Here is a 20,452-nt window from a genome sequence, read left to right on the forward strand (position 1 = left end):
CTAGATCTTCCATCCCGAATGCAGGGCAGCAACGCCCATGGTCATATTGCGGTATTTGGCGTTCTCGAACCCTGCGGCACGGACCATGCCGAGGAATGTGTCCTGATCGGGGAAATTGCGGATCGATTCGACCAGATACTGATAGCTGTCGCGATCATTCGCGATCATCTTGCCCATCTGCGGGATTACGTTGAACGAATAGAGGTCGTAGGCCTTTTGCATCGCGGCGTTGGGCAGCTGGCTGAATTCCAGCACCATCAGCCGCCCACCGGGGCGCAGCACGCGAAACGCTTCGTTCAGCGCCTCCTGCGGGCGGGTCACGTTGCGGATGCCAAAGCTGATCGTGTAGACGTCGAAGGTGTTGTCGGCGAAGGGCAGCGCCATGGCGTCGCCCACGATCCAATCCAGACTGTCATGCATCTGCTCGGCCTCGGCGCGCTTGCGCCCCTCGACCAGCATCGGTTCGGTCAGGTCCAGAACGGTCGCATGGCCGCTGCCCGCGCGTTTGAGGAACCGGAACGCAATGTCGCCGGTGCCGCCTGCCACATCCAGAAGTTTCTGCCCCGAACGCGGCGCCAGCCAGTCCATCATCGCATCCTTCCAGATGCGGTGGATGCCCATGCTCATCACGTCGTTCATCACATCGTATTTGCTGGCAACGGAGTTGAACACGCCCTGCACCCGTCCGGCCTTGTCTGCCTCGGGTACGGTTTCAAATCCGAAATGGGTGGTTTTGTCTGTATCGTCGGTCATCTGGTCATTGTCGCCTTTGTCGGTCTGCCTTGTTATAGGGCGCTGAGGTCTGCGCACAATGCGTGCCTTTTGTCACAGGAAACCATTCCATGCCCGAATTGCCAGAGGTCGAGACAGTACGCCGCGGACTGGCCCCGGTGATGGAGGGCGCCGTGATCGCCGAAGCCGAGGTAAACCGGCCCGATCTGCGCTGGCCCTTTCCACCCGAGATGGCAGCGCGTCTGACCGGTCGGCAGGTTCTGGCCCTGCGCAGGCGGTCGAAATACATCCTGGCCGATCTGGACAGCGGCGAGACGCTGTTGATCCATCTGGGCATGTCGGGCCGTATGCTGATCTCGGGCGATCCGCTGGGGCAGTTCGTACACACCCACCCCGCCGCGCAGAAACACGATCATGTCGTGCTGCACATGGACAACGGCGCGCGCATCACCTTCAACGATCCGCGCCGGTTCGGGGCGATGGACCTGTTGAACACGGCCACCGCCGAAGCGCACAAACTGCTGGCGTCACTGGGTCCCGAGCCGTTGGGAAATGCCTTCAACGAGGACGTGCTGGTGCGGGCGTTCAAGGGCAGGAACACGCCGGTGAAATCGGCGCTGCTGGACCAGCGGATCGTGGCGGGGCTGGGCAATATATATGTCTGCGAGGCGCTTTTTCGTGCAGGGGTGTCCCCACGTCGCAAGGCTGGGAACATCGCGCAGGCTCGTGTTCGTGCCCTTGTTCCGATCATTCGCGCGGTGCTGAACGACGCCATCGCGGCGGGTGGATCATCCTTGCGGGATTTTCGGCAAGCCGATGGAGAGCTTGGATATTTCCAGCACAGCTTTGACGTTTACGGGCGCGAGGGGCAACCCTGCCGCACCCCGGACTGTCACGGCACCGTGCAAAGAATTGTGCAGTCGGGGCGGTCGTCCTTCTATTGTGCACTATGTCAAACTTAGCTTGAAACATGCACCGCCCGTGTTAAGGAACGCCCTCAGACGGCAACAAATGGAAGCATTCACATGGCCTATGAGACGATCATCGTCGATGTAGACGACCACGTCGCCCGTATCACGCTGAACCGCCCGGACGCATTGAACGCGCTGAGCGAGGAGCTGCTGGGCGAGTTGGCTGAAGCCGTTACCGACGCGCAAAAGGATGACAAGGTGCGGTGCATCGTCATCACCGGATCGGAAAAAGCATTCGCCGCAGGCGCCGACATCGCGATGATGAGCGAGATGAGCTTTGTCGATACCTTCATGGGCAACCTCTTCACCGACAGCACCGAAGCGATCAGCCGTGTGCGCAAGCCAATCATCGCGGCGGTGTCCGGCTATGCGCTGGGCGGCGGCTGCGAACTGGCGATGATGTGCGATTTCATCATCGCATCGGAAAGCGCCAAGTTCGGCCAGCCCGAGGTGAACCTGGGCGTGATGGCAGGCATCGGCGGCACGCAGCGGCTGGCGCGGTTCGTGGGCAAGTCCAAGGCGATGGACATGAACCTGACGGGCCGCTTCATGGACGCCGAAGAGGCCGAGCGCTGCGGGCTGGTCAGCCGCGTGGTGCCGACCAAGAAGCTGATGGAAGAGGCGATGGCCGCCGCCAACAAGATCGCGTCGAAGTCGATGGTGTCGGTCATGGCGATCAAGGAATCGGTCAATCAGGCCTTCGAAGTGCCCCTGCGCGACGGGCTGCTGTTCGAGCGTCGGCTGTTCCACTCGATGTTCGCCACCGAGGACCAGTCCGAAGGCATGGCCGCCTTTCTGGAAAAACGCGAACCCCAGTTCCGCGACAAGTGATCGGGGCGCCCGGCGCCTATGCGTCCGGCCCCCGATACGTGGGGCGTTGACTCGGGGCTGCCGCGCGCCTAAAGACGCGGCTTCACCGCAGCTTTTGGCTGTTCTTACACTACCGCACCAATCATTGGGACGAGATAATCATGGCAAATACGCCTCAGGCCAAGAAACGGGCCCGTCAAAACGAAAAACGTTTCGCAATCAACAAAGCACGCCGTTCGCGGATTCGCACATACCTGCGCAAGGTCGAGGAAGCGATTGCTTCCGGTGACAAGGCCGCGGCCGAATCTGCGCTGCGCGTTGCACAGCCCGAACTGATGCGTGGCGTCACCAAGGGTGTTTATCACAAAAACACTGCATCGCGGAAAATGTCACGGTTGTCGTCGCGCGTTAAATCGCTCGGCTAAGGCCAGACACCGAAATATGACGGTTTTGCAACGGCATCGCGCAGGCGGTGCCGTTTGTGGTTTGAGCCTTCAAAATAGGGCCTCTAGATTCTTTTCTGCAAAAGCCCGAGTCAACATTTAGTTTCTGTTGCCGCGTCGCGCGCGAAGTTGCTACCAAGGTTCCAGCGATTCACATCGCCTTGGGGGGACAGGACAAACAGACCCGCGTGCTGCCGCACAAAAAAGGGTTTGATTGCGGGCCGGACAGTCTGGGACAGGCTGAATGGTGTCTGTGGAATGCCGTGAGACCGGCGCCACCTGTCGCATCATAATTGGGAATGACGAACGTCGTTCAAGGCATCCATAAGCGGGTGCTGCGGGCAGAGGTGCGTTTACCGAAAGACGACGGCGCAAGCCGCACCTGTTTCCGTAGGGACACGGGACAGTGCGGGTTTTTCGCGGGCAAAGATTAGGCGGCCAGGTACGGGTATGTGCTTTGGTGGGGACAGCAGAAAGGCTTGGGGAACAATCGAATGACACAAGAAAAATGGGGACAGCTGAGACAACGGCTGCTCAAGACCGTCGGGCAAAACAATTTCACGACCTGGATCGAACCGCTGGAATTTCAGCAACTGGAAGATGGGATCGCCACGTTCAACGTGCCGACCAATTTCATGGGCAACTATGTCAGCCAGAACTTCGCCGATCTGATCCTGCATGAACTGCGCCATGAAAATGCCACCGTGAACCGCCTAAACTTTACCGTCGCTGCCAATAAGTCGGAAAAGCCACGGACCATGCCTGCCAAACCAGCCGCTGCCCCTGCCAAGGTCGCGCCCTCGTCTGCCCTGAACACCGCGCCGCTGGACCGTCGGTTTACCTTCGACAGCTTTGTCGTCGGCAAGCCCAACGAGCTGGCCCATGCCGCTGCCAAGCGCGTGGCCGAGGGTGGCCCGGTCACGTTCAACCCGCTGTTTCTTTATGGTGGCGTCGGTCTGGGCAAGACGCACCTGATGCACGCCATCGCATGGGAACTGCAGCAGTCGCGCCCTGATCTGTCGGTGCTGTACCTGTCCGCCGAACAGTTCATGTACCGGTTCGTGCAGGCCCTGCGCGACCGCAAGATGATGGACTTCAAGGAAATCTTTCGCAACGTCGACGTGCTGATGGTGGATGATGTCCAGTTCATCGCGGGCAAGGATTCGACGCAGGAAGAGTTCTTTCACACCTTCAACGCGCTGGTGGATCAGAACCGTCAGATCATCATCTCGGCCGACCGCGCCCCCGGCGAGATCAAGGACCTTGAGGACCGCGTCAAATCGCGCCTGCAATGCGGTCTGGTGGTCGATCTGCACCCCACGGACTACGAGCTGCGTCTGGGCATCCTGCAAAGCAAGGTCGAACAGCAAAGCCGCAACTATCCCGGTCTGACCATCGCCCCCGGCGTGCTGGAGTTTCTGGCGCACCGCATCTCGACCAACGTGCGTGTTCTCGAAGGGGCGCTGACACGGCTGTTCGCCTTTGCCTCGCTGGTCGGGCGCGAGATCGACATGGACCTGACGCAGGACTGTCTGGCCGACGTGCTGCGCGCGTCCGAGCGCAAGATCACCATCGAGGAGATCCAGCGCCGCGTGTCCGAGCACTATAACATCCGCCTGTCGGACATGATTGGCCCAAAGCGTCTGCGCAGCTATGCGCGTCCGCGCCAGATTGCGATGTACCTGTCGAAACACATGACCAGCCGGTCGCTGCCAGAGATTGGCCGCCGTTTCGGGGGGCGCGACCACACCACCGTGATGCACGGTGTGCGCCGCATCGAAGAGTTGAAGGTGCAGGACGGGCAGATCGCCGAAGATCTCGAACTGCTGCGCCGCGCGCTCGAAGCGTAAACCTGCGTCACCTGTACCACACGGCACCCTTTTCGGGTGCCGTTTGCGTTTGTTGAGGGTGCAATCCAGCTGCCGCGCTTGACCCTTCTGTCAATCCAGCCGACAACAGAAAAAAAGGTTGAGAATGCGCCGGTATTGGGTAATTTGCCCGTCCCGGTGGTCCGATTGGAGAGGGACAGATGAAAATCAGTATTGAACGGGCCGCGCTGCTCAAAGCGGTGAGCCAGGCGCAGTCCGTCGTGGAGCGCCGCAACACCATTCCGATCCTCGCCAACGTGCTGATCGAGGCCGAAGGGTCCGACGTGATGTTCCGCGCCACCGATCTGGATATCGAGGTTGTGGATAAGGCCCCCGCCCAGGTCGAGCGCGCAGGTGCCACCACCGTGTCGGCCACCACATTGCATGAAATCGTGCGCAAGCTGCCCGATGGCGCGCTGGTCACGCTGACCGCCGACGCCGCAGCAGGCCGCCTGACGGTAGAGGCGGGCCGGTCGAACTTTTCGCTGGCCACGCTGCCCAAGGAAGACTTTCCGGTCATGGCCTCGTCGGAATATGCGTCGAACTTCTCGATCGAGGCGGCCAAGCTGCGCCGTCTGTTCGACAAGTCCAAGTTTGCGATTTCGACGGAAGAAACGCGCTATTACCTCAACGGTGTCTACATGCACGTCTCGACCGGCGAAGACGGCCCGGTGCTGCGCTGCGTGGCGACCGATGGTCACCGTCTGGCGCGGATCGACACCGGCCTTCCCGCAGGGGCCGACGAGATGCCCGGCGTGATCGTGCCGCGCAAGACCGTGGGCGAGCTGCGCAAGCTTCTGGACGACGACGAGATGAAGATCGCGGTGTCGGTGTCGGAAACCAAGGTGCGCTTTGCCACACCGGACATCACGCTGACGTCGAAGGTGATCGACGGCACGTTTCCCGACTACACCCGCGTCATTCCGCAGGGCAACACCCGCAAGCTGGAAGTTGACGCAAGCGACTTTGCCCGCGCCGTGGACCGTGTGGCGACTGTGTCGTCGGAACGCTCGCGCGCGGTCAAGCTGCAGCTGGACGAAGACCGGCTGATCCTGTCGGTCAACGCGCCTGACAGTGGTGCCGCCGAAGAAGAACTGGCCGTGTCGTACAATGACGAGCGTCTGGAGATCGGTTTTAACGCCAAGTACCTGCTGGAAATCGCAAGCCAGGTGGACCGTGAAAACGCCGTGTTCATGTTTAACTCGTCGGGCGACCCGACGTTGATGCGCGAAGGCAATGACATGTCGGCGGTCTACGTCGTCATGCCGATGCGCGTTTAAGAGTTTTCTTGCCTCCGGCGGGGATATTTAGGGCCAAAAGAAGGGGACAGTGGTGAAGCTGTCCCTTTCTGCGTTGACCCTGTCGCATTTCAGATCGCACCGGATGGCGCGGATCGCGGTTGATCCGCGGCCTGTGGCGCTGTTCGGGCCGAATGGGGCGGGCAAGACCAACATACTGGAGGCGGTGTCGTTGTTTTCGCCCGGCCGCGGTTTGCGCAGGTCAAGCGCCGAGGACATGACGCGCAGGCCCGAGGCCTTGGGATGGAAGATCAGCGGGGTTCTGACTTCGCTGCGGCAGGTGCACGAGATCGAAATCCTGTCCGAGGCCGGAGCTGCGCGACAGGTGCGCATCGACGGCAAGGCGGCGGCGCAGGTGGCGCTGGCGCGCGTGGCGCGGGTGCTGTGGCTGATCCCTGCAATGGACCGGCTGTGGATCGAAGGCGCGGAAGGGCGACGGCGGTTCCTGGACCGGATGACGCTGAGTTTCGAGCCGGGCCATGCGGACCTGTCGCTGATCTATGAAAAGGCAATGCGCGAGCGCAACCGGCTGTTGAAGGACATGGTGCGCGATCCGGCGTGGTACGGAGCGCTGGAGGCGCAGATGGCGCAGGCGGGTGCGGCGATCCATGCCAATCGGCTGGCCACGCTTATGGAGCTGCATAGTGCCCAGAAGGACGCGCAGACCGCCTTTCCCACTGCCGATCTGGAGTTGGTGCACGCGGACGCGCCCCTGCCTGAGAGCGAGGAGGCGCTGCGCACTGCACTGGCTGAAGGGCGCAAGCGCGATCTGGCGGCGGGGCGCACGTTGATCGGGCCGCACCGCGCCGATCTGATCGGCACATATGCGGCCAAGGACGTGCCCGCCCGTGATTGTTCGACAGGGGAGCAGAAGGCGCTGCTGGTCTCGCTGATCCTTGCCAATGCGCGCGCACTTGCCCAAAGCTTTGGTGCGCCACCCCTGCTGCTGCTGGACGAGGTGGCGGCGCATCTGGATGCGGACCGGCGCGCGGCGCTCTATGACGAGATCGTGGCGCTGGGCGCGCAGGCGTGGATGACGGGGACCGACCGCAACCTCTTTGACGCATTGGGCGGGCGCGCGCAGTATCTGCACGTGACGGAGGCAGATGGCGCATCCAAGGTCGAGGCTGTGACATGACGCTGCAATGGTCCGACCTGCTGCTGTACTGCGGCGCGCTGCTGATCCTGTTCCTGACGCCGGGCCCGGTCTGGCTGGCGCTGATGGCGCGCAGCCTGTCCGGAGGGTTCCGCGCGGCCTGGCCGCTGGCCGTGGGCGTGGCGATCGGTGACATCGTCTGGCCGCTGGTCGCCATCCTGGGGATTTCATGGATCTTGTCGGTTTTCGACACCTTCATGCTGGTGCTGCGATGGGTCGCCTGCGGTGTCTTCGTGGTGATGGGCGCGATGCTGATCCGCCATGCCGGGGCCACCATCAGCACCGACAGCCGTCTGACCCGCCCTGGCATTGATGGCCGGGTTCCTGGCTGGAATTCTGGCCATTCTCGGCAACCCCAAGGCGGTCCTTTTCTACATCGGTGTGCTGCCGGGGTTTTTCGATCTGCGCACGGTCACGGCGGTTGATGTGCTTCTGATCTTGGGCGTATCGGTTCTGATCCCGCTGGTGGGCAATCTGGTGATGGCGGCATTTGTGGGCCGCGTGCGGGCGCTGATCACCACATCGGGGGCGTTGCAGCGCATCAATACCGGGGCCGGTGTGCTGCTGATTCTGGTTGGGCTGCTGCTGCCCTTCACGTGATCCAGAAACTTGTCTCGATTGCGTGACATCCCCCCATAAAAACAGTATAAAATGACAAAAAACATAAGGTGATACGGCATGTCCGAAATCGAGCAGGCGCCAGCCGAGTATGGCGCGGATTCCATCAAGGTTCTCAAAGGCTTGGATGCTGTCCGCAAGCGTCCTGGCATGTACATCGGTGACACCGACGATGGCTCTGGTTTGCACCACATGGTCTACGAGGTCGTGGACAACGGCATCGATGAGGCGCTGGCAGGTCATGCCGACGCCGTGAACGTGACAATTCACGAGGATTCCTCGGTTTCCGTCAGCGACAACGGACGCGGCATTCCGGTAGGCATCCACGAAGAAGAGGGCGTGTCCGCCGCCGAGGTCATCATGACCCAGCTGCACGCGGGCGGCAAATTCGACAGCAACAGCTACAAGGTTTCGGGCGGTCTGCACGGCGTCGGCGTTTCGGTCGTGAACGCGCTGAGCGATTGGCTGGAGCTGCGCATCTGGCGCGAGGGCAAGGAGCACGTCGCGCGTTTCGAGGGCGGTTACACGGCCAAGCACCTTGAGGTCGTCGGCGACGCCGAAGGCAAGACGGGGACCGAAGTCCGCTTTCTGGCATCGACCTCGACATTCTCGAACCTGGAATACTCGTTCGATATTCTGGAAAAGCGCCTGCGCGAGCTGGCTTTCCTGAACTCGGGCGTGCGGATCATCCTGACCGACGAGCGCCCCGCAGAACCGCTGCGGTCGGAACTGTTCTACGAGGGGGGCGTCAGGGAGTTCGTCAAATATCTCGACCGGTCAAAGTCGTCGATAATGCAGGACCCGATCTTTATCACCGGCGAACGGGACGATATTGGCGTCGAGGTCGCGATGTGGTGGAACGACAGCTATCACGAGAATGTCCTGCCGTTTACCAACAACATCCCGCAGCGCGATGGCGGCACGCATATGGCGGGCTTTCGTGGCGCGTTGACGCGGACGATCAACAGCTATGCCCAGTCCAGCGGTATCGCGAAAAGGGAAAAGATTTCGTTCACCGGCGACGATGCACGCGAGGGTCTGACCTGTGTGCTGTCGGTCAAGGTGCCCGATCCGAAATTCTCGTCCCAGACCAAGGACAAGCTGGTCAGTTCCGAAGTGCGACCGGCGGTCGAGGGTCTGGTGAACGAAAAGCTGTCGGAGTGGTTCGAGGAAAATCCGCTGCAGGCGAAGATCATCGTCGGCAAGATCATTGAGGCCGCCGTCGCCCGCGAGGCCGCACGCAAGGCGCGCGACCTGACGCGGCGCAAGACGGCGATGGATGTGAATTTCCTGGCAGGCAAGCTCAAAGACTGCTCGGAAAAGGACCCGTCGAAGACCGAAGTGTTCCTGGTCGAGGGTGACAGCGCCGGAGGGTCGGCCCAGACGGGCCGCGACCGCCAGACACAGGCGATCCTGCCGCTGAAGGGCAAGATCCTGAACGTTGAACGCGCGCGGTTCGACCGGATGCTGGGCAGTCAGGAGATCGGCAACCTGGTGATGGCGCTGGGCACCGGCATTGGCCGCGACGAGTTCAACATCGACAAGCTGCGCTACCACAAGATCGTCATCATGACGGATGCGGACGTCGATGGGGCGCACATCCGCACCCTGCTGCTGACGTTCTTCTATCGTCAGATGCCCGAACTGATCGAACGCGGGCATCTCTATATCGCGCAGCCGCCGCTCTACAAAGTGTCGCGGGGCAAGTCCGAGGTTTACCTCAAGGATCAGGCCGCCATGGAAGATTACCTGATTAATCAGGGCATTGATGGCGCCATGCTGCGCCAAGGCAACGGTGAGGAAATCAGCGGCGCCGATCTGGGCCGTGTGGTCGATCACGCCCGTCAGCTGCGCCGCGTGCTGGAAGCGTTCCCGACGCATTACCCGCGCCACATCCTGGAACAGGCCGCCATCGCCGGCGCGTTTTCCGAAGGCGCGGTGGAACGCGATCTGCAAGGCGTCGCCGACAAGGTGGCGGAACGCCTGAACCTGATCGCGCTGGAATACGAAAAGGGCTGGCAGGGGCGCATTACCCAGGACCACGGCGTGCGTCTGGCCCGCATCCTGCGCGGGGTCGAAGAGGTGCGCACGCTGGACGGCCGCATTTTGCGTGGTGGCGAGGCGCGCAAGACCGGCACGTTTACCCAGCATTTGCAGGACGTCTATGACATGCCCGCCAAGCTGGTGCGCAAGGACCGCAGCCAGATGATCTATGGCCCGATGGACCTGCTGGATGCGATCCTGACCGAGGGTGAAAAGGGTCTGTCGCTGCAACGCTACAAGGGTCTGGGCGAAATGAACCCCGACCAGCTGTGGGAAACCACACTGGACCCCGATGCGCGCACGCTGCTGCAGGTCCGCGTCGAGGACATGGCAGAAGCCGACGATCTGTTCACCAAGCTGATGGGCGACGTGGTCGAACCGCGCCGCGAGTTCATCCAGCAGAACGCGCTGAACGTGGAGAATCTGGACTTCTGATCCCTTGTAGGGACGCGGGTAGTTTTCGCGTCACTGGTGCGCATGTATGAGATAAATGCTATACTTTACAAGGGATTAATGACGAAGCAGTGAGGGCGGAGGAGCTGTGCGCTAATCGATTCGCACTTCCGTTGGACCACCACGACGGTCCCCCTCTCAATCTTTGTTAAGCGTCGCAATGCCCCCTTGCCCACCAATGATCCACCAGCGGGCTGGATCGCGCTCTTTCAGCGTGTCGCGCGCTTTTAGCTTGGCTTTGCCTTCACAGTCTGGGAAGCGCACACAGTCGAGAAACGCTCCATGGCCGGCCCTGATCGCAGGGCGTGGAAAGCCCGCATGATTTTCAGCGACAACGGCACCGAACTGACCAGTAACGCGATCTTAACCTTTGCCACGGAACACAAGATCGAATGGCATTCTCTCCACCGTTGGAAGGCTTCAAACGCGGTCGGGACTTTGCGGCATGGCTTGGTCTGGTCCCGGTTCAGAAATCGACAGGTGGGCGCCAAGTGTTAGGGCGAACATCAAAGATGGGGCAGCGCGACATTCGGCGACTGCTGATCATTGGGGCCATGACACGGATCAGATGGGCGATTAAAAATGGTCCACCCAAGGGCTCATGGCTTGAGCAGATGTTAGAGCGTAAGCCTCGCATGCCGGTGGCCATCGCGCTGGCCAACAAAACGGCGCGCATCATTTGGGCGATGATGACGAAACATGAAGATTATCGAGATCCGGTCGCGGTAGCCTAAAGGCTGCATCGCTCGGTATGATGTGAGAAGGACATTGAGACAGTAAGGACAAATGATCGACTAGATCGAGGTTAGGAAAACCAGGCATTCCCAGAGAGCTTAGCGCTCGTGTCATTGATATGGACCTGACCTTCGCATCGCCATACCGGCCCGCGGCATGTGAAACGCCGCAATCTGAAGCCTAACACATGACCGTACCCGATCACATGTTCAAACCGTCGAAAATATCTCTTGCGTCAAAGGGCATCCACACATGGGAACGCGACATGAGGGGCACTTCATCGTGCGACACGTCTAGCCCGCGTCCGATATGCGGTATGCGTGTGAATAAAGGTCGAAATTGCCGCCGCGTGCGCAAGCGGCCAGTGTAATTCCGGCATCTTCGGCCAGTTGCACCGCCTGTCCTGTGGGGGCCGAAACCGCGATCAGGGCGGGCACCCCGGCATAGGCGCATTTCTGCACCAGCTCCACCGACAGCCGCGAGGTCATGACCACGGCCCCCAAGGCGGGGTCCACGCCCGACCGCAGCAGCGCCCCGACCAGCTTGTCGAGGGCGTTGTGCCGCCCGACGTCCTCGCGCAAGAGCGTGATGCCGCGCTTGGGGTGCAAGAAGCCGGCCGCGTGGGTCGCGTGCGTGCGCGCATGAAGCGCCTGGTGCGGTCGCAGGGCGTCCGTCGCAGCCGCCACCTCAGCGGGAATCAGGCGCAAGTGGTCTCCGGTGACTCGCGGCAGGGGGCGCAGCGCCTGTTCCAAACTGTCGATCCCGCACAGACCGCAGCCCACAGGCCCAGCCAACGTGCGCCGGCGCTGCGCAAGTGCCTCGGCACGGTCCTCGCACAGCCAAAACCGCGCTTCGATACCTTGGTCGTGCGTTGCGATCTCGAATGCTTCGATCTGCGTCAAATCGGTGATCGCGCCCTCGCTCAGAGCAAAGCCATGCGCGAAGTCGGCAATGTCGTTGGGCGTCGCCATCATCACGGCAAGGGTCGTACCATCAAAGACTACGGCGACCGGAACCTCCTGTGGCAGGTCTCTGCGCTTTTGGCGCGGCATACGCGCCGAGCACCCGTTTGTCCCAAGCGGGATCGCCAGACGTGTCACGCTGCCACAGATCGGATCGGATGCGCCGAGGTCGTTGCTGTGGTGCAGCGAATTGTTGCGTTGATCCATTCTGCTGCTCCTCCCGCGTCCCTTTAAGAACCGATCAGGGGCTAACTTGTTCCCTCGACCCGCCCCCCCGGCATCCGCGCTCAGTGCATCCGCGCATCAAGGTTGGCGAGGATGAAAATCGTACCACCGCCCATCAGGCCAAGGATCAGCGCGGTGAAAAGGATAAGCTGCAGATCGTCTCGCGCCTGCCCCCGCAGTCGGATGTGCAGGAACCAGCGAAACTGCGCCGCGATCTGCAAAAGCGCGGTCAGCCCCAGCGTCACTAGAACCGTTATCCGATCCGCAATGTCGAACGCGACCACTCCAAAGGTGATCAGCGTCAGCACAAGCGATACCAAAAAGCCTTTCATGTAAGAGCGCCTTTCGTGCGCAGCATCTGCCGCGCGTGCGCCTGCTTCGTCTTCAGGTGCTTCGCGGGTCATCCAAGCTCTCCCAAGTAGACAATAGTAAAGATCCCGATCCAGACGATATCCAGAAAGTGCCAGAGCACGGTCAGCCGCAACAAGCCCAGCTTGACCTCGCTGTCCTGTCCAAAGATCAGCACCTGCACGGCAATGACGACCAGCCAGAGCATGGCGGCGCTGACGTGCAGCGCATGCAGTGGCACCAGCGCCCAGAACGCCGACAACCAGCCCGACCTGCTTGGCACGCCACCCTTTTCCACCATCGACGCGAAATCATGCAGCTCATAGGACAAGAACGCCAGGCCCAGGCCAAACGTCAGCCCCAGCCATATGAACAGCCGGGCATCGTCGCGTTCGTGTTTCATCGACAGCGACGCCATGCCGATGGTCAGGCTGGATATCAGCAGCAGCAGCGTTTCGATAAAGACCGTCCGCAGCTCGAACAGATCATGCGGGCCTGGTCCGCCCGCCAGTGCATCCGACATCGCGACGTAGGTGGCGAAAAGCAGGCCAAAGACAATGACATCGCTCATCATGAACACCCAAAAGCCAAAGACCAGCGTGACTGCCTGATCATGGGCGGGCGCGTGACTTGCATCCAGGTTCAGTCCGGGGTGACGGCTCATTGCTGCTCCTTCATGACCGGCATGGCACGACCATTGTTCGCACGGCTGCTTTCCTGCGACCGCACAGTCAGCGGCAGCGCACGCACATTCTCAAGCCATTCCATATATTGGGCACGAACCTCGTCGGCCGAGATCGTCTTGGTGGTGTTGCGTGTGAAACTGCGCGCGATCACCGCGCCAAGCCCCGCAAGCGCTGCCAGTACCACCAGCCACCACATGTACCAGACCAGACCGAAGCACCCCAAGAATCCGACCAGTCCAAGAACGAGGCCAAGCGCAGCATTGCGCGGCATTTCAATATCCTGCCAATCGTCAGGGGACTGAAGGGCTTTGCCGTCGAGCTTTTCATGCGTAAACGGGTCCTTGCTTTCGACCGTCGGAACGACGGGAAAGTTATACTCGGGCGGCGGCGCAGAGGTGGCCCATTCCAGCGTTCGCCCGTCCCAGGGATCACCTGCGCGCACCGACAGGTGATCGCGGTCGCGCACGCTGACCCAAAGCTGCACGCACAGGCACGCAAAGGCCGCGACGATCAGCAAGGTTCCCACCAGCGCTACAACCGTGAACGGCAGATACGCCGGTTCGACATAGGCATGAAGACGACGCGGCATCCCCAACAGGCCCAGACCATAGAGCGGGAAGAACGCAAGGACAAAGCCCGCGATCCACCCCAGCGCCGCGCGCCTGCCCCAGATCTCGTCCAGCCGAAATCCGAACGCCTTGGGAAACCACATCGTATAGCCTGCCAGCATCCCGAAAAGCGTGCCGGGGATCAGCATGTTGTGAAAGTGCGCTACCAGGAACAGCGTATTGTGAACCTGATAGTCCACGCTTGGATTGGCCAGCACGATCCCCGTGGTGCCGCCGATCACAAACAGCATGATGAACCCCAGGGCATAGATCATAGGCACCGTCAGCCGCACTTGACCGCGGTACATCGTCAGCATCCAGTCAAAGATCTTCACTCCTGTCGGGATGCCTATCAGCATGGTCGAGATGCCAAAGACGGCGTTCAGCTCGGCCGATTGGCCCATCGTGAAAAAGTGGTGCATCCAGACGCCAAAACTCAGGACCGCGATGCACATCGTCGCCAGCACCAGTGCGCGGTAGCCATAAAGCGTCTTGCCAGAAAAAGTCGTGAACACCTCGGAATAGACACCAAAGGCGGGCAGGATCAGGATATAGACCTCTGGGTGACCGAACAGCCAGAACAGGTTGGCGTAGTTCATCATGTTGCCGCCAAGGTCGTTGGTGAAAAAGTGGAAATCGGCGTAGCGATCCAGCGCAAGCAGGGCCGTTGCGACCGTCAGCGGGGGCATTGCGAAGATCATCAGGATCGACGTGCACAGCGCAGTCCAGCAGAACAGCGGCATGCGAAAGAAATGCATCCCCGGCGCGCGTTCCTTGTAGACCGTCACCGAGAAGTTGATGCCGGTCAAAGTCGAGCCCAGCGACGAAAGCGTGACCGCCCAGATCCAATAGTCCGGACCTGCTCCGGGATTGAAGCTGCGCTCGGTATAGGGCGGATAACCGCTCCAGCCGCCGGTCGAAAAGGGCATCAGCACCAGCGAGACCATGACCAGCGCAGCCCCCGCCGCCGTCAGCCCCAGCGAGATGGAATTGAGAACTGGAAAGGATACATCGCGCGCCCCGATCTGGAGCGGCATGACGTAGTTGATCAACCCCGTCAGAAACGGCATCGCCACGAAGAAGATCATGATCGTGCCGTGCGTGGTAAAGAATTCCCCAAAGTGTTCCGGCGTCAGGAATCCTGTGTCGTTCAGCGCTGTGGCCTGATGGGCGCGCATGAACGTCGCTTCGACAAGGCCACGGGCCAGCATGACCAACGCCAGGATGACGTACATGATCCCGATCTTCTTGTGGTCCACGCTCGTCAGCCAGCCAGACCACAGTGACCGCCACCAGCGCCGCCGGGTCAGCATCACGACCACAGCCAGCGCACCGAAAACCACCAGGCTGGCCGCACCGCTGGCGATCAACCCGTTCAGCCAGGCCTTGCCGTCATGGGGGTGACGCACGATCTCCCAGAACGGCAGGGCGTCCCACCCCAGGCGCCCGAACGCCGTATCCAGAAACTGATGCAGCGTCACGGCTTTGCCGCCGCGACGGGCTGCGACGTCTGCACGAACATATCGGGCGGCACCGAGCCAAAGCGCAGCGGCATGGTCACGCCCAGATTTTGCGCGGCCTCTTGCGCAGTATTCTGTGCCGCCAGAATCGCCCGTGCCCGGCTGTCGAGCGGCCCGGCCTCACGCACTTTCTGGACCCAGGCGTCAAAATCATCGGCGCGCATCGCGACAGCTTCGAACCGCTGCTGTGCAAAATCCATCCCGTTGTATTGCGTGTTACGCCCGCGAAACCGTCCAGGTGCGTCCGCCGCCAGATGCAGATGCGTGACCATGCCGCTCATTGCATAGATCTGGCTTCCCAGTGCCGGGACAAAAAACGCCTGCATCACCGTCTGGGATGTCAGGTCCAATGCCAATTGTCCGCCCACGGGAAACGCCAATTCATCAACCGTCGCGATGCCCAGATCGGGATAGATGAACAGCCACTTCCAATCATACCCGATCGCCTGAACACGGATCGGTGGGCCAGAGGTCAGCAGCGGTTTGTAGGGATCAAGGGCGATCGTATTGCGCCACAGAAACACCCCAAGAACCACGACGATCACCGCGGGTGTTCCCCACAGCAGCACCTCCCATTTCCAAGAGAAATTCCAGTCCGGCTTGTAAGCGTTGTGCTTGCCATAGCGATAGCGAAAGGCAAGCCAGGGGGTCAGCACCAGCACAGGCAGCACGATGATCGCCATCATGCCGAGGATAATCAGGAAATGCGTACGCTGCTGCGCGGCAACAGGCCCTTGTGGATCAAGAAAGGTGATGTGGATGCCATCACACCCCGGCAGCGCGACCAGCGCCGCGACAGCGACTGCACTTGCTGCTCTGCTGATAGCAACAGGCGGTTCCGGACTCCGCTTACGATCTCGCACAGCAAGGGTCAGAGGCATATTACGCCTCGATCCGCACTGGTGCACCCTTCGAAGCTGGGGTCTGGGACTTCTTGTCGTGATACGACAATGGAACCAGCACGTTCATTTCCGGATAATACCCGCCGATGCAGCCGTTGGGCAGATCGAACGGCGTGACGGTCAGGCCGGTAATCCGCCGCTCTACCCCATCGTCCAGATCGGACACCAACGCGACTTCCTGTCCTTCCTCGAGGTCCAGACGGGCCATCTCTTCACGGTTGATCAAGATCACATCGCGAGAACCCGAAAGCCCCCGCAGACGGTCGCTGAAGCCGTAGATAGTCGTGTTGAACTGATCGTTCGACCGCAAGGTGATCAGGGTCAGACGGCCTTCGGCCTCTTCGGCACCGATGGCCGACAGCACCGTCGGCGCCGTAAATTCGGCCTTGCCGCTTTCTGTCTGCCAATTGCGTTCGCGCGCAGAATTTCCGCGGTAAAAGCCACCCGGCTCGAACATGCGCCCGTTGTAGTCGCGGAAGTCGTCGGGATAGCTTTGCTCGACAAGATCACGGATCAGACTGTAATCCGCCGTCCATTCATCCCACCTTACTTTGGGGTTATGGTCCAGCGTCGCCTTGGCCATGCCCGCAACAATTGCCACCTCGGATTTCAGATGCTCGGACGCAGGCTTGGCCTTGCCGATTGAGCCATAGATGTGACTGAGCGAGCATTCGATGCTGATCGACTGCGGCCCGCTTGCCTGGATGTCTTCGTCCAGCCGACCAAGGCAGGGCAAAAGGTAACAGGACTTGCCCGGCTTAAGGTGCGTCCGGTTCAGCTTTGTGCCCACGTAAACCGTCAGATCCAACGATGACCACGCCTCCTCGATCCGTTCGCGGTCGGGCAACGCGCGGACCAGATTGCCACCCATCAGGATCATGGCCTTCACCGATCCCTCCAACAGTCCTTCGCAGGCTGCCACTGCATTCATCCCTTCGTCGCGCGGGCTGGTGAAGTCGAACATTTCCTCCAGCTTCTCGATCGGCACCAGCTTGGGCTTTTCCGCGATCCCGACCGTGCGCTGCCCCTGCACGTTCGAGTGGCCACGCACCGGGCTGATGCCAGCACCGGGACGTCCGATATTTCCCCGCAGCAGCAGCAGGTTCACGAGCATCCCAAGGTTCTGAAACCCATGGACATGCTGCGTAAGCCCCATCCCGTAGATTCCGATGACCTTTTCGGATTGCATGTAGATATCCGCCGCGCGGCCAAGCATCTCTCGCGTCAGCCCCGAGGCATGTTCGATCTCGTCCCAACTGATCGCGGCGACGGCCTCCCTCATCTCGTTGAAACCGCCCGTCTCGTCGTCGATGAACGCCCGGTCCAGCACCGTTCCGGGCGCCTGATCCTCCGCGTCGAGAACCAGCTTGATCATCCCGATCAAGGCCGAAATGTCCCCGCCGGGACGAACCTGAAAATATTCGGTAGAGATTTTTGTCGGTGTGCCCACGGTCATCTGAAGCAGATTTTGCGGATCGACAAATTCGATCAGACCGCGTTCACGCACCGGATTGAAGGTGACGACCTTGCAGCCCCGCTCGACCGCGCGTTTGAGTGGATGCAAAAAGCGCGGGCTGTTGGAGCCGGGGTTCTGGCCAAAGAAAAAGATCGCATCACATTCCTCGAAATCATCCAGAACGCAGGTACCGACAGGGGTGCCGATGATCTCGTTCAGACCGACGCTGGTGGTCTCATGACACATGTTGGAAGACTGCGGCAGGTTGTTGTGCCCGTATAGACGCGCAAACAATCCGTACAGGAATGACGCTTCCAGACCGGCATGACCCGACGAATAGAAAACCGTCGATTTGGGGTCGAGATTTCGGAGTTCGGCGCCGATGGCGGCGAAAGCTTCCTCCCATGACACCGCAACATACTTGTCGCTGTCCGCATCATAGCGCAGCGGGTGGGTCAACCGACCCTGCTGTTCCAGATCATAGTCATGCCAGTCGCGCAATTCCTCCAGCGTGTGTTCGGCAAAAAACTCCGGCGTGCAGCGGCGGCTGGTCAATTCCCACAAGGTCGCCTTGGCACCGTTTTCACAGAATTCCGCCAGATGCGGCTTGGCCGGCTTGGCCCAGGCGCACGAGGTGCACATCACGCCTTCCGGCTTGTTCTGCCGCTCCAGCGTCCGCAGCGCTTCGGGTGTGCTTGCCTCCTTGCCGAATATCCGCGTGAGGCTTTTCAGCGACCCCCAACCGCCGGTCGAGTGCTTGTATTCGGGGGTTTGCGCATCGTGTTCGGTCGGAAGATGATCGTCTTGGTCATGGTCAGACATGGCACCGCTCCTGTGACTTTCGGGCAGAGCTCTGGTGCTTCAGGCGTCCCGCTCCAGAGCAATCGTGGCCAGGAACGTCATCCCTGCGCCTTGGATCGGAACGTTTGGTTTCGGCGATGGTTCCACCTGAAGGGCACCTTGTGTCCGCGTTCAAAGGGTTGTGGCGCGGAGCGATAAGCCTTGAACGACTGCATGAACTGCCCTTGGGTTTCCGAGAGGATAAAATCCTCAGCGGTGAGATCCCGAAGACGGCCCCACCGCCATGCAGCGATTGCGCGCACTCCCGAGCTTGTCTCGGAGCATGCTAGGCAGGACGCTGTGGACCTCGAAAAGATCAAGACGTCACACGGCAAGAGCCGGGGGCGCCTCTGTGTCCGAAGCGTCTTCCAAGTCCATTTCCGTGGCTGGAACCTGCAAACACATGTGAACGACAGACATCAATCTTAAGCTGAACATCGCACCCCATGTGCTGGATTGAAAATTCACAATGCCCTGCCCGCGAATGGTCCAAGGCTTCGGCAACTGGCAAAGACGGAACCCTGGCGGGAGCCGACGGGTTGAGTGATCGACACAAACGGCAGCGCGAATGAGCGCCGTCCCACACGCTGTTGCCATCCCACAGGCTTGGAAGACCCCGGATGAACGACCTTGAAATCCAGATGCTCGGCTTGTCACGCAGCGGCAATCACGCCATCGCCAACTGGATCTGGCTACAGGCAAAAGGTCCGAAAGTGCTGCTGAATTGCTGCGAAGGAAAGACGAACCCCTACCTGTCGTGCCGTCCGATGGAAGCGCACTTGAAGGGATGGCGCGAAGACGGGCCGGGGCTCTATTCTGGGGGTCGGGATGGGCAACACGCCGATGTCGGGCTGTTGATGCATACCTATGAAGACAGCTGGTTGCGGTATGCTTTCAGCAATGCGCTGCAAGACCAGCATGATACTTGGCTTGGCCTCACGCGGCGCAAGATTTCACTGATTGTCCTGCGCGATCCCTTCAACCTCTTTGCCAGCCGACTGCGGGCGGGCGAAACTATGGCGCCGCATGTACTGCGACGGATGTGGAAGCAACACGCGCGTACCGCGTTTGGTGCAAATGGCACTCTGCCCGGTGAAGTCTGCGTCGTGTGCTACAACGACTGGACCCGTGACCCTTCCTACCGAGCGCGCTTGGCAGCGCGCCTCGGGTTGACCTTTACAGATGCCGGCGCCAACCGCGTGCCACCGACCAATGGCGGAAGCTCGTTCGACGGCACGGCCTTTGACGGCGATGCGCGTCGGATGGCAACGCGGGATCGCTGGCGGCACTACGTCGGTGATCCGTCGTATCGCGCGCTCTTCGACCCCGAGATGGTCGAGATGTCCGCAAAGCTGTTCGGTTCGCCCCCGGATTGGGCTCGGACATCTGCAAATCCTACATGAGAGACCAGTTCGCATGACCGGGCTCCCTTGCGTGGACGGTTACTGAAAGCGTGCGGATTTCCCTGCAGGCGCAGGCCCTTGGGTCAGGTTGCGTCAGGATCACGCATGATCACGCTCCACCAGCTTGTTGAACCGGCTGGTGCTGCCATCCTCCAGCGTGTCCTGATAGACGAGAGCCAGATTGTTCGCCTCGAAGATGCGGAAAAATTCGTCCCACGATATCTTTTCAAGCCGCTCCTCAGGCTCATTGAAATCAATGCGCAGCAGCCCTCCGGTTTCGCCGGTGCCTGTCACGCGGGCGGGGTGGCCGTCGCGCGCCTCGGCCCACTGGCGTATTGTTTTGTGGTCGGTGGTGGTTTGCGATGCAGTCATGAT

General features: G+C 60.7%; 16 protein-coding genes and 2 pseudogenes. 10 read left to right on the forward strand and 8 right to left on the reverse strand.

The genetic code is table 11. The annotated features are described in order from the left end of the window. Positions 1-753, reverse strand: a complete 753-nt coding sequence (gene ubiE / locus NTA49_RS02480; RefSeq protein ID WP_258293066.1) for a bifunctional demethylmenaquinone methyltransferase/2-methoxy-6-polyprenyl-1,4-benzoquinol methylase UbiE — start codon at positions 751-753, stop codon at positions 1-3. 89 nt (positions 754-842) lie between these two features. Here ubiE and mutM point away from each other — a divergent pair, with 89 nt between their 5' ends. From mutM to NTA49_RS02530, 9 genes and pseudogenes are all read left to right on the forward strand, one after another. Then, positions 843-1,694: a bifunctional DNA-formamidopyrimidine glycosylase/DNA-(apurinic or apyrimidinic site) lyase gene (gene mutM / locus NTA49_RS02485; RefSeq protein WP_258293067.1), complete on the forward strand. Its 852-nt coding sequence runs from the start codon at positions 843-845 to the stop codon at positions 1,692-1,694. Positions 1,695-1,757: 63 nt separating this feature from the next. Then, positions 1,758-2,534 carry an enoyl-CoA hydratase gene (locus NTA49_RS02490; RefSeq protein ID WP_258293068.1) on the forward strand — a complete coding sequence of 259 codons (777 nt, stop codon included), beginning with the start codon at positions 1,758-1,760 and terminating at the stop codon, positions 2,532-2,534. A 140-nt stretch (positions 2,535-2,674) separates the two neighbouring features. Beyond that, complete coding sequence (rpsT, locus tag NTA49_RS02495; protein ID WP_258293069.1) at positions 2,675-2,938, forward strand: 30S ribosomal protein S20; 264 nt, start codon at positions 2,675-2,677, stop codon at positions 2,936-2,938. Positions 2,939-3,450: 512 nt separating this feature from the next. Next, positions 3,451-4,806: a chromosomal replication initiator protein DnaA gene (dnaA, locus tag NTA49_RS02500; RefSeq protein ID WP_258293070.1), complete on the forward strand. Its 1,356-nt coding sequence runs from the start codon at positions 3,451-3,453 to the stop codon at positions 4,804-4,806. A gap of 179 nt (positions 4,807-4,985) precedes the next feature. Next, complete coding sequence (gene dnaN / locus NTA49_RS02505; protein ID WP_258293071.1) at positions 4,986-6,104, forward strand: DNA polymerase III subunit beta; 1,119 nt, start codon at positions 4,986-4,988, stop codon at positions 6,102-6,104. Positions 6,105-6,153: 49 nt separating this feature from the next. Continuing rightward, entirely contained in the window at positions 6,154-7,260 is a 1,107-nt protein-coding gene (gene recF / locus NTA49_RS02510; protein ID WP_332844273.1) for a DNA replication/repair protein RecF, read from the forward strand. Next, positions 7,257-7,878 (forward strand): annotated as a pseudogene (locus NTA49_RS02515) (LysE family translocator). Before recF ends, NTA49_RS02515 begins: the two are co-directional and overlap by 4 nt. A gap of 78 nt (positions 7,879-7,956) precedes the next feature. Beyond that, a complete protein-coding gene (gene gyrB / locus NTA49_RS02525; protein WP_258293075.1) occupies positions 7,957-10,374 on the forward strand; it encodes a DNA topoisomerase (ATP-hydrolyzing) subunit B in 2,418 nt (805 codons plus the stop codon). Positions 10,375-10,790: 416 nt separating this feature from the next. Beyond that, positions 10,791-11,126, forward strand: a pseudogene (locus NTA49_RS02530) (transposase); the annotation flags it as partial. A gap of 294 nt (positions 11,127-11,420) precedes the next feature. Here NTA49_RS02530 and fdhD read toward each other — a convergent pair. From fdhD to NTA49_RS02560, 6 genes are all read right to left on the reverse strand, one after another. Beyond that, complete coding sequence (gene fdhD / locus NTA49_RS02535; protein WP_261368109.1) at positions 11,421-12,179, reverse strand: formate dehydrogenase accessory sulfurtransferase FdhD; 759 nt, start codon at positions 12,177-12,179, stop codon at positions 11,421-11,423. A gap of 197 nt (positions 12,180-12,376) precedes the next feature. Further along, positions 12,377-12,646: a cytochrome o ubiquinol oxidase subunit IV gene (locus NTA49_RS02540; RefSeq protein WP_258293077.1), complete on the reverse strand. Its 270-nt coding sequence runs from the start codon at positions 12,644-12,646 to the stop codon at positions 12,377-12,379. A 68-nt stretch (positions 12,647-12,714) separates the two neighbouring features. After that, the gene (locus tag NTA49_RS02545; protein WP_258293078.1) at positions 12,715-13,326 is read right to left on the reverse strand and encodes a cytochrome c oxidase subunit 3; all 612 of its coding nucleotides are present in this window, start codon (positions 13,324-13,326) and stop codon (positions 12,715-12,717) included. Then, the gene (locus tag NTA49_RS02550; RefSeq protein ID WP_258293079.1) at positions 13,323-15,437 is read right to left on the reverse strand and encodes a cbb3-type cytochrome c oxidase subunit I; all 2,115 of its coding nucleotides are present in this window, start codon (positions 15,435-15,437) and stop codon (positions 13,323-13,325) included. Before NTA49_RS02550 ends, NTA49_RS02545 begins: the two co-directional genes overlap by 4 nt. Further along, positions 15,434-16,162 carry a cytochrome ubiquinol oxidase subunit II family protein gene (locus tag NTA49_RS02555; RefSeq protein WP_258293080.1) on the reverse strand — a complete coding sequence of 243 codons (729 nt, stop codon included), beginning with the start codon at positions 16,160-16,162 and terminating at the stop codon, positions 15,434-15,436. Before NTA49_RS02555 ends, NTA49_RS02550 begins: the two co-directional genes overlap by 4 nt. 196 nt (positions 16,163-16,358) lie before the next feature. Further along, complete coding sequence (locus NTA49_RS02560; RefSeq protein ID WP_258293081.1) at positions 16,359-18,656, reverse strand: FdhF/YdeP family oxidoreductase; 2,298 nt, start codon at positions 18,654-18,656, stop codon at positions 16,359-16,361. A gap of 638 nt (positions 18,657-19,294) precedes the next feature. Between NTA49_RS02560 and NTA49_RS02565 the strand changes: the two genes are divergently transcribed. Continuing rightward, positions 19,295-20,077, forward strand: coding sequence for a hypothetical protein (locus NTA49_RS02565; RefSeq protein WP_258293082.1), 783 nt, complete (start codon positions 19,295-19,297; stop codon positions 20,075-20,077). Positions 20,078-20,176: 99 nt separating this feature from the next. Here the strand turns inward: NTA49_RS02565 and NTA49_RS02570 are convergent, their stop codons facing one another. After that, positions 20,177-20,449: a hypothetical protein gene (locus tag NTA49_RS02570; RefSeq protein WP_258293083.1), complete on the reverse strand. Its 273-nt coding sequence runs from the start codon at positions 20,447-20,449 to the stop codon at positions 20,177-20,179. Positions 20,450-20,452: the final 3 nt, after the last annotated feature.

This window comes from Pseudosulfitobacter koreensis, from assembly GCF_024733015.1.
GTDB lineage: Bacteria > Pseudomonadota > Alphaproteobacteria > Rhodobacterales > Rhodobacteraceae > Pseudosulfitobacter > Pseudosulfitobacter koreensis.

What these genes read in the sequence shown, in the direction of transcription:
- mutM (WP_258293067.1), top strand. Translation starts at nt 843, where the DNA reads ATGCCCGAATTGCCAGAGGTCGAGACAGTACGCCGCGGACTGGCCCCG.
- gyrB (WP_258293075.1), top strand. Translation starts at nt 7,957, where the DNA reads ATGTCCGAAATCGAGCAGGCGCCAGCCGAGTATGGCGCGGATTCCATC.
- dnaA (WP_258293070.1), top strand. Translation starts at nt 3,451, where the DNA reads ATGACACAAGAAAAATGGGGACAGCTGAGACAACGGCTGCTCAAGACC.
- NTA49_RS02570 (WP_258293083.1), bottom strand. Translation starts at nt 20,449, where the DNA reads ATGACTGCATCGCAAACCACCACCGACCACAAAACAATACGCCAGTGG.
- ubiE (WP_258293066.1), bottom strand. Translation starts at nt 753, where the DNA reads ATGACCGACGATACAGACAAAACCACCCATTTCGGATTTGAAACCGTA.
- NTA49_RS02540 (WP_258293077.1), bottom strand. Translation starts at nt 12,646, where the DNA reads ATGAAAGGCTTTTTGGTATCGCTTGTGCTGACGCTGATCACCTTTGGA.
- dnaN (WP_258293071.1), top strand. Translation starts at nt 4,986, where the DNA reads ATGAAAATCAGTATTGAACGGGCCGCGCTGCTCAAAGCGGTGAGCCAG.
- fdhD (WP_261368109.1), bottom strand. Translation starts at nt 12,179, where the DNA reads ATGCCGCGCCAAAAGCGCAGAGACCTGCCACAGGAGGTTCCGGTCGCC.
- rpsT (WP_258293069.1), top strand. Translation starts at nt 2,675, where the DNA reads ATGGCAAATACGCCTCAGGCCAAGAAACGGGCCCGTCAAAACGAAAAA.
- NTA49_RS02545 (WP_258293078.1), bottom strand. Translation starts at nt 13,326, where the DNA reads ATGAGCCGTCACCCCGGACTGAACCTGGATGCAAGTCACGCGCCCGCC.
- NTA49_RS02560 (WP_258293081.1), bottom strand. Translation starts at nt 18,656, where the DNA reads ATGTCTGACCATGACCAAGACGATCATCTTCCGACCGAACACGATGCG.
- NTA49_RS02555 (WP_258293080.1), bottom strand. Translation starts at nt 16,162, where the DNA reads ATGATGGCGATCATCGTGCTGCCTGTGCTGGTGCTGACCCCCTGGCTT.
- NTA49_RS02490 (WP_258293068.1), top strand. Translation starts at nt 1,758, where the DNA reads ATGGCCTATGAGACGATCATCGTCGATGTAGACGACCACGTCGCCCGT.
- NTA49_RS02565 (WP_258293082.1), top strand. Translation starts at nt 19,295, where the DNA reads ATGAACGACCTTGAAATCCAGATGCTCGGCTTGTCACGCAGCGGCAAT.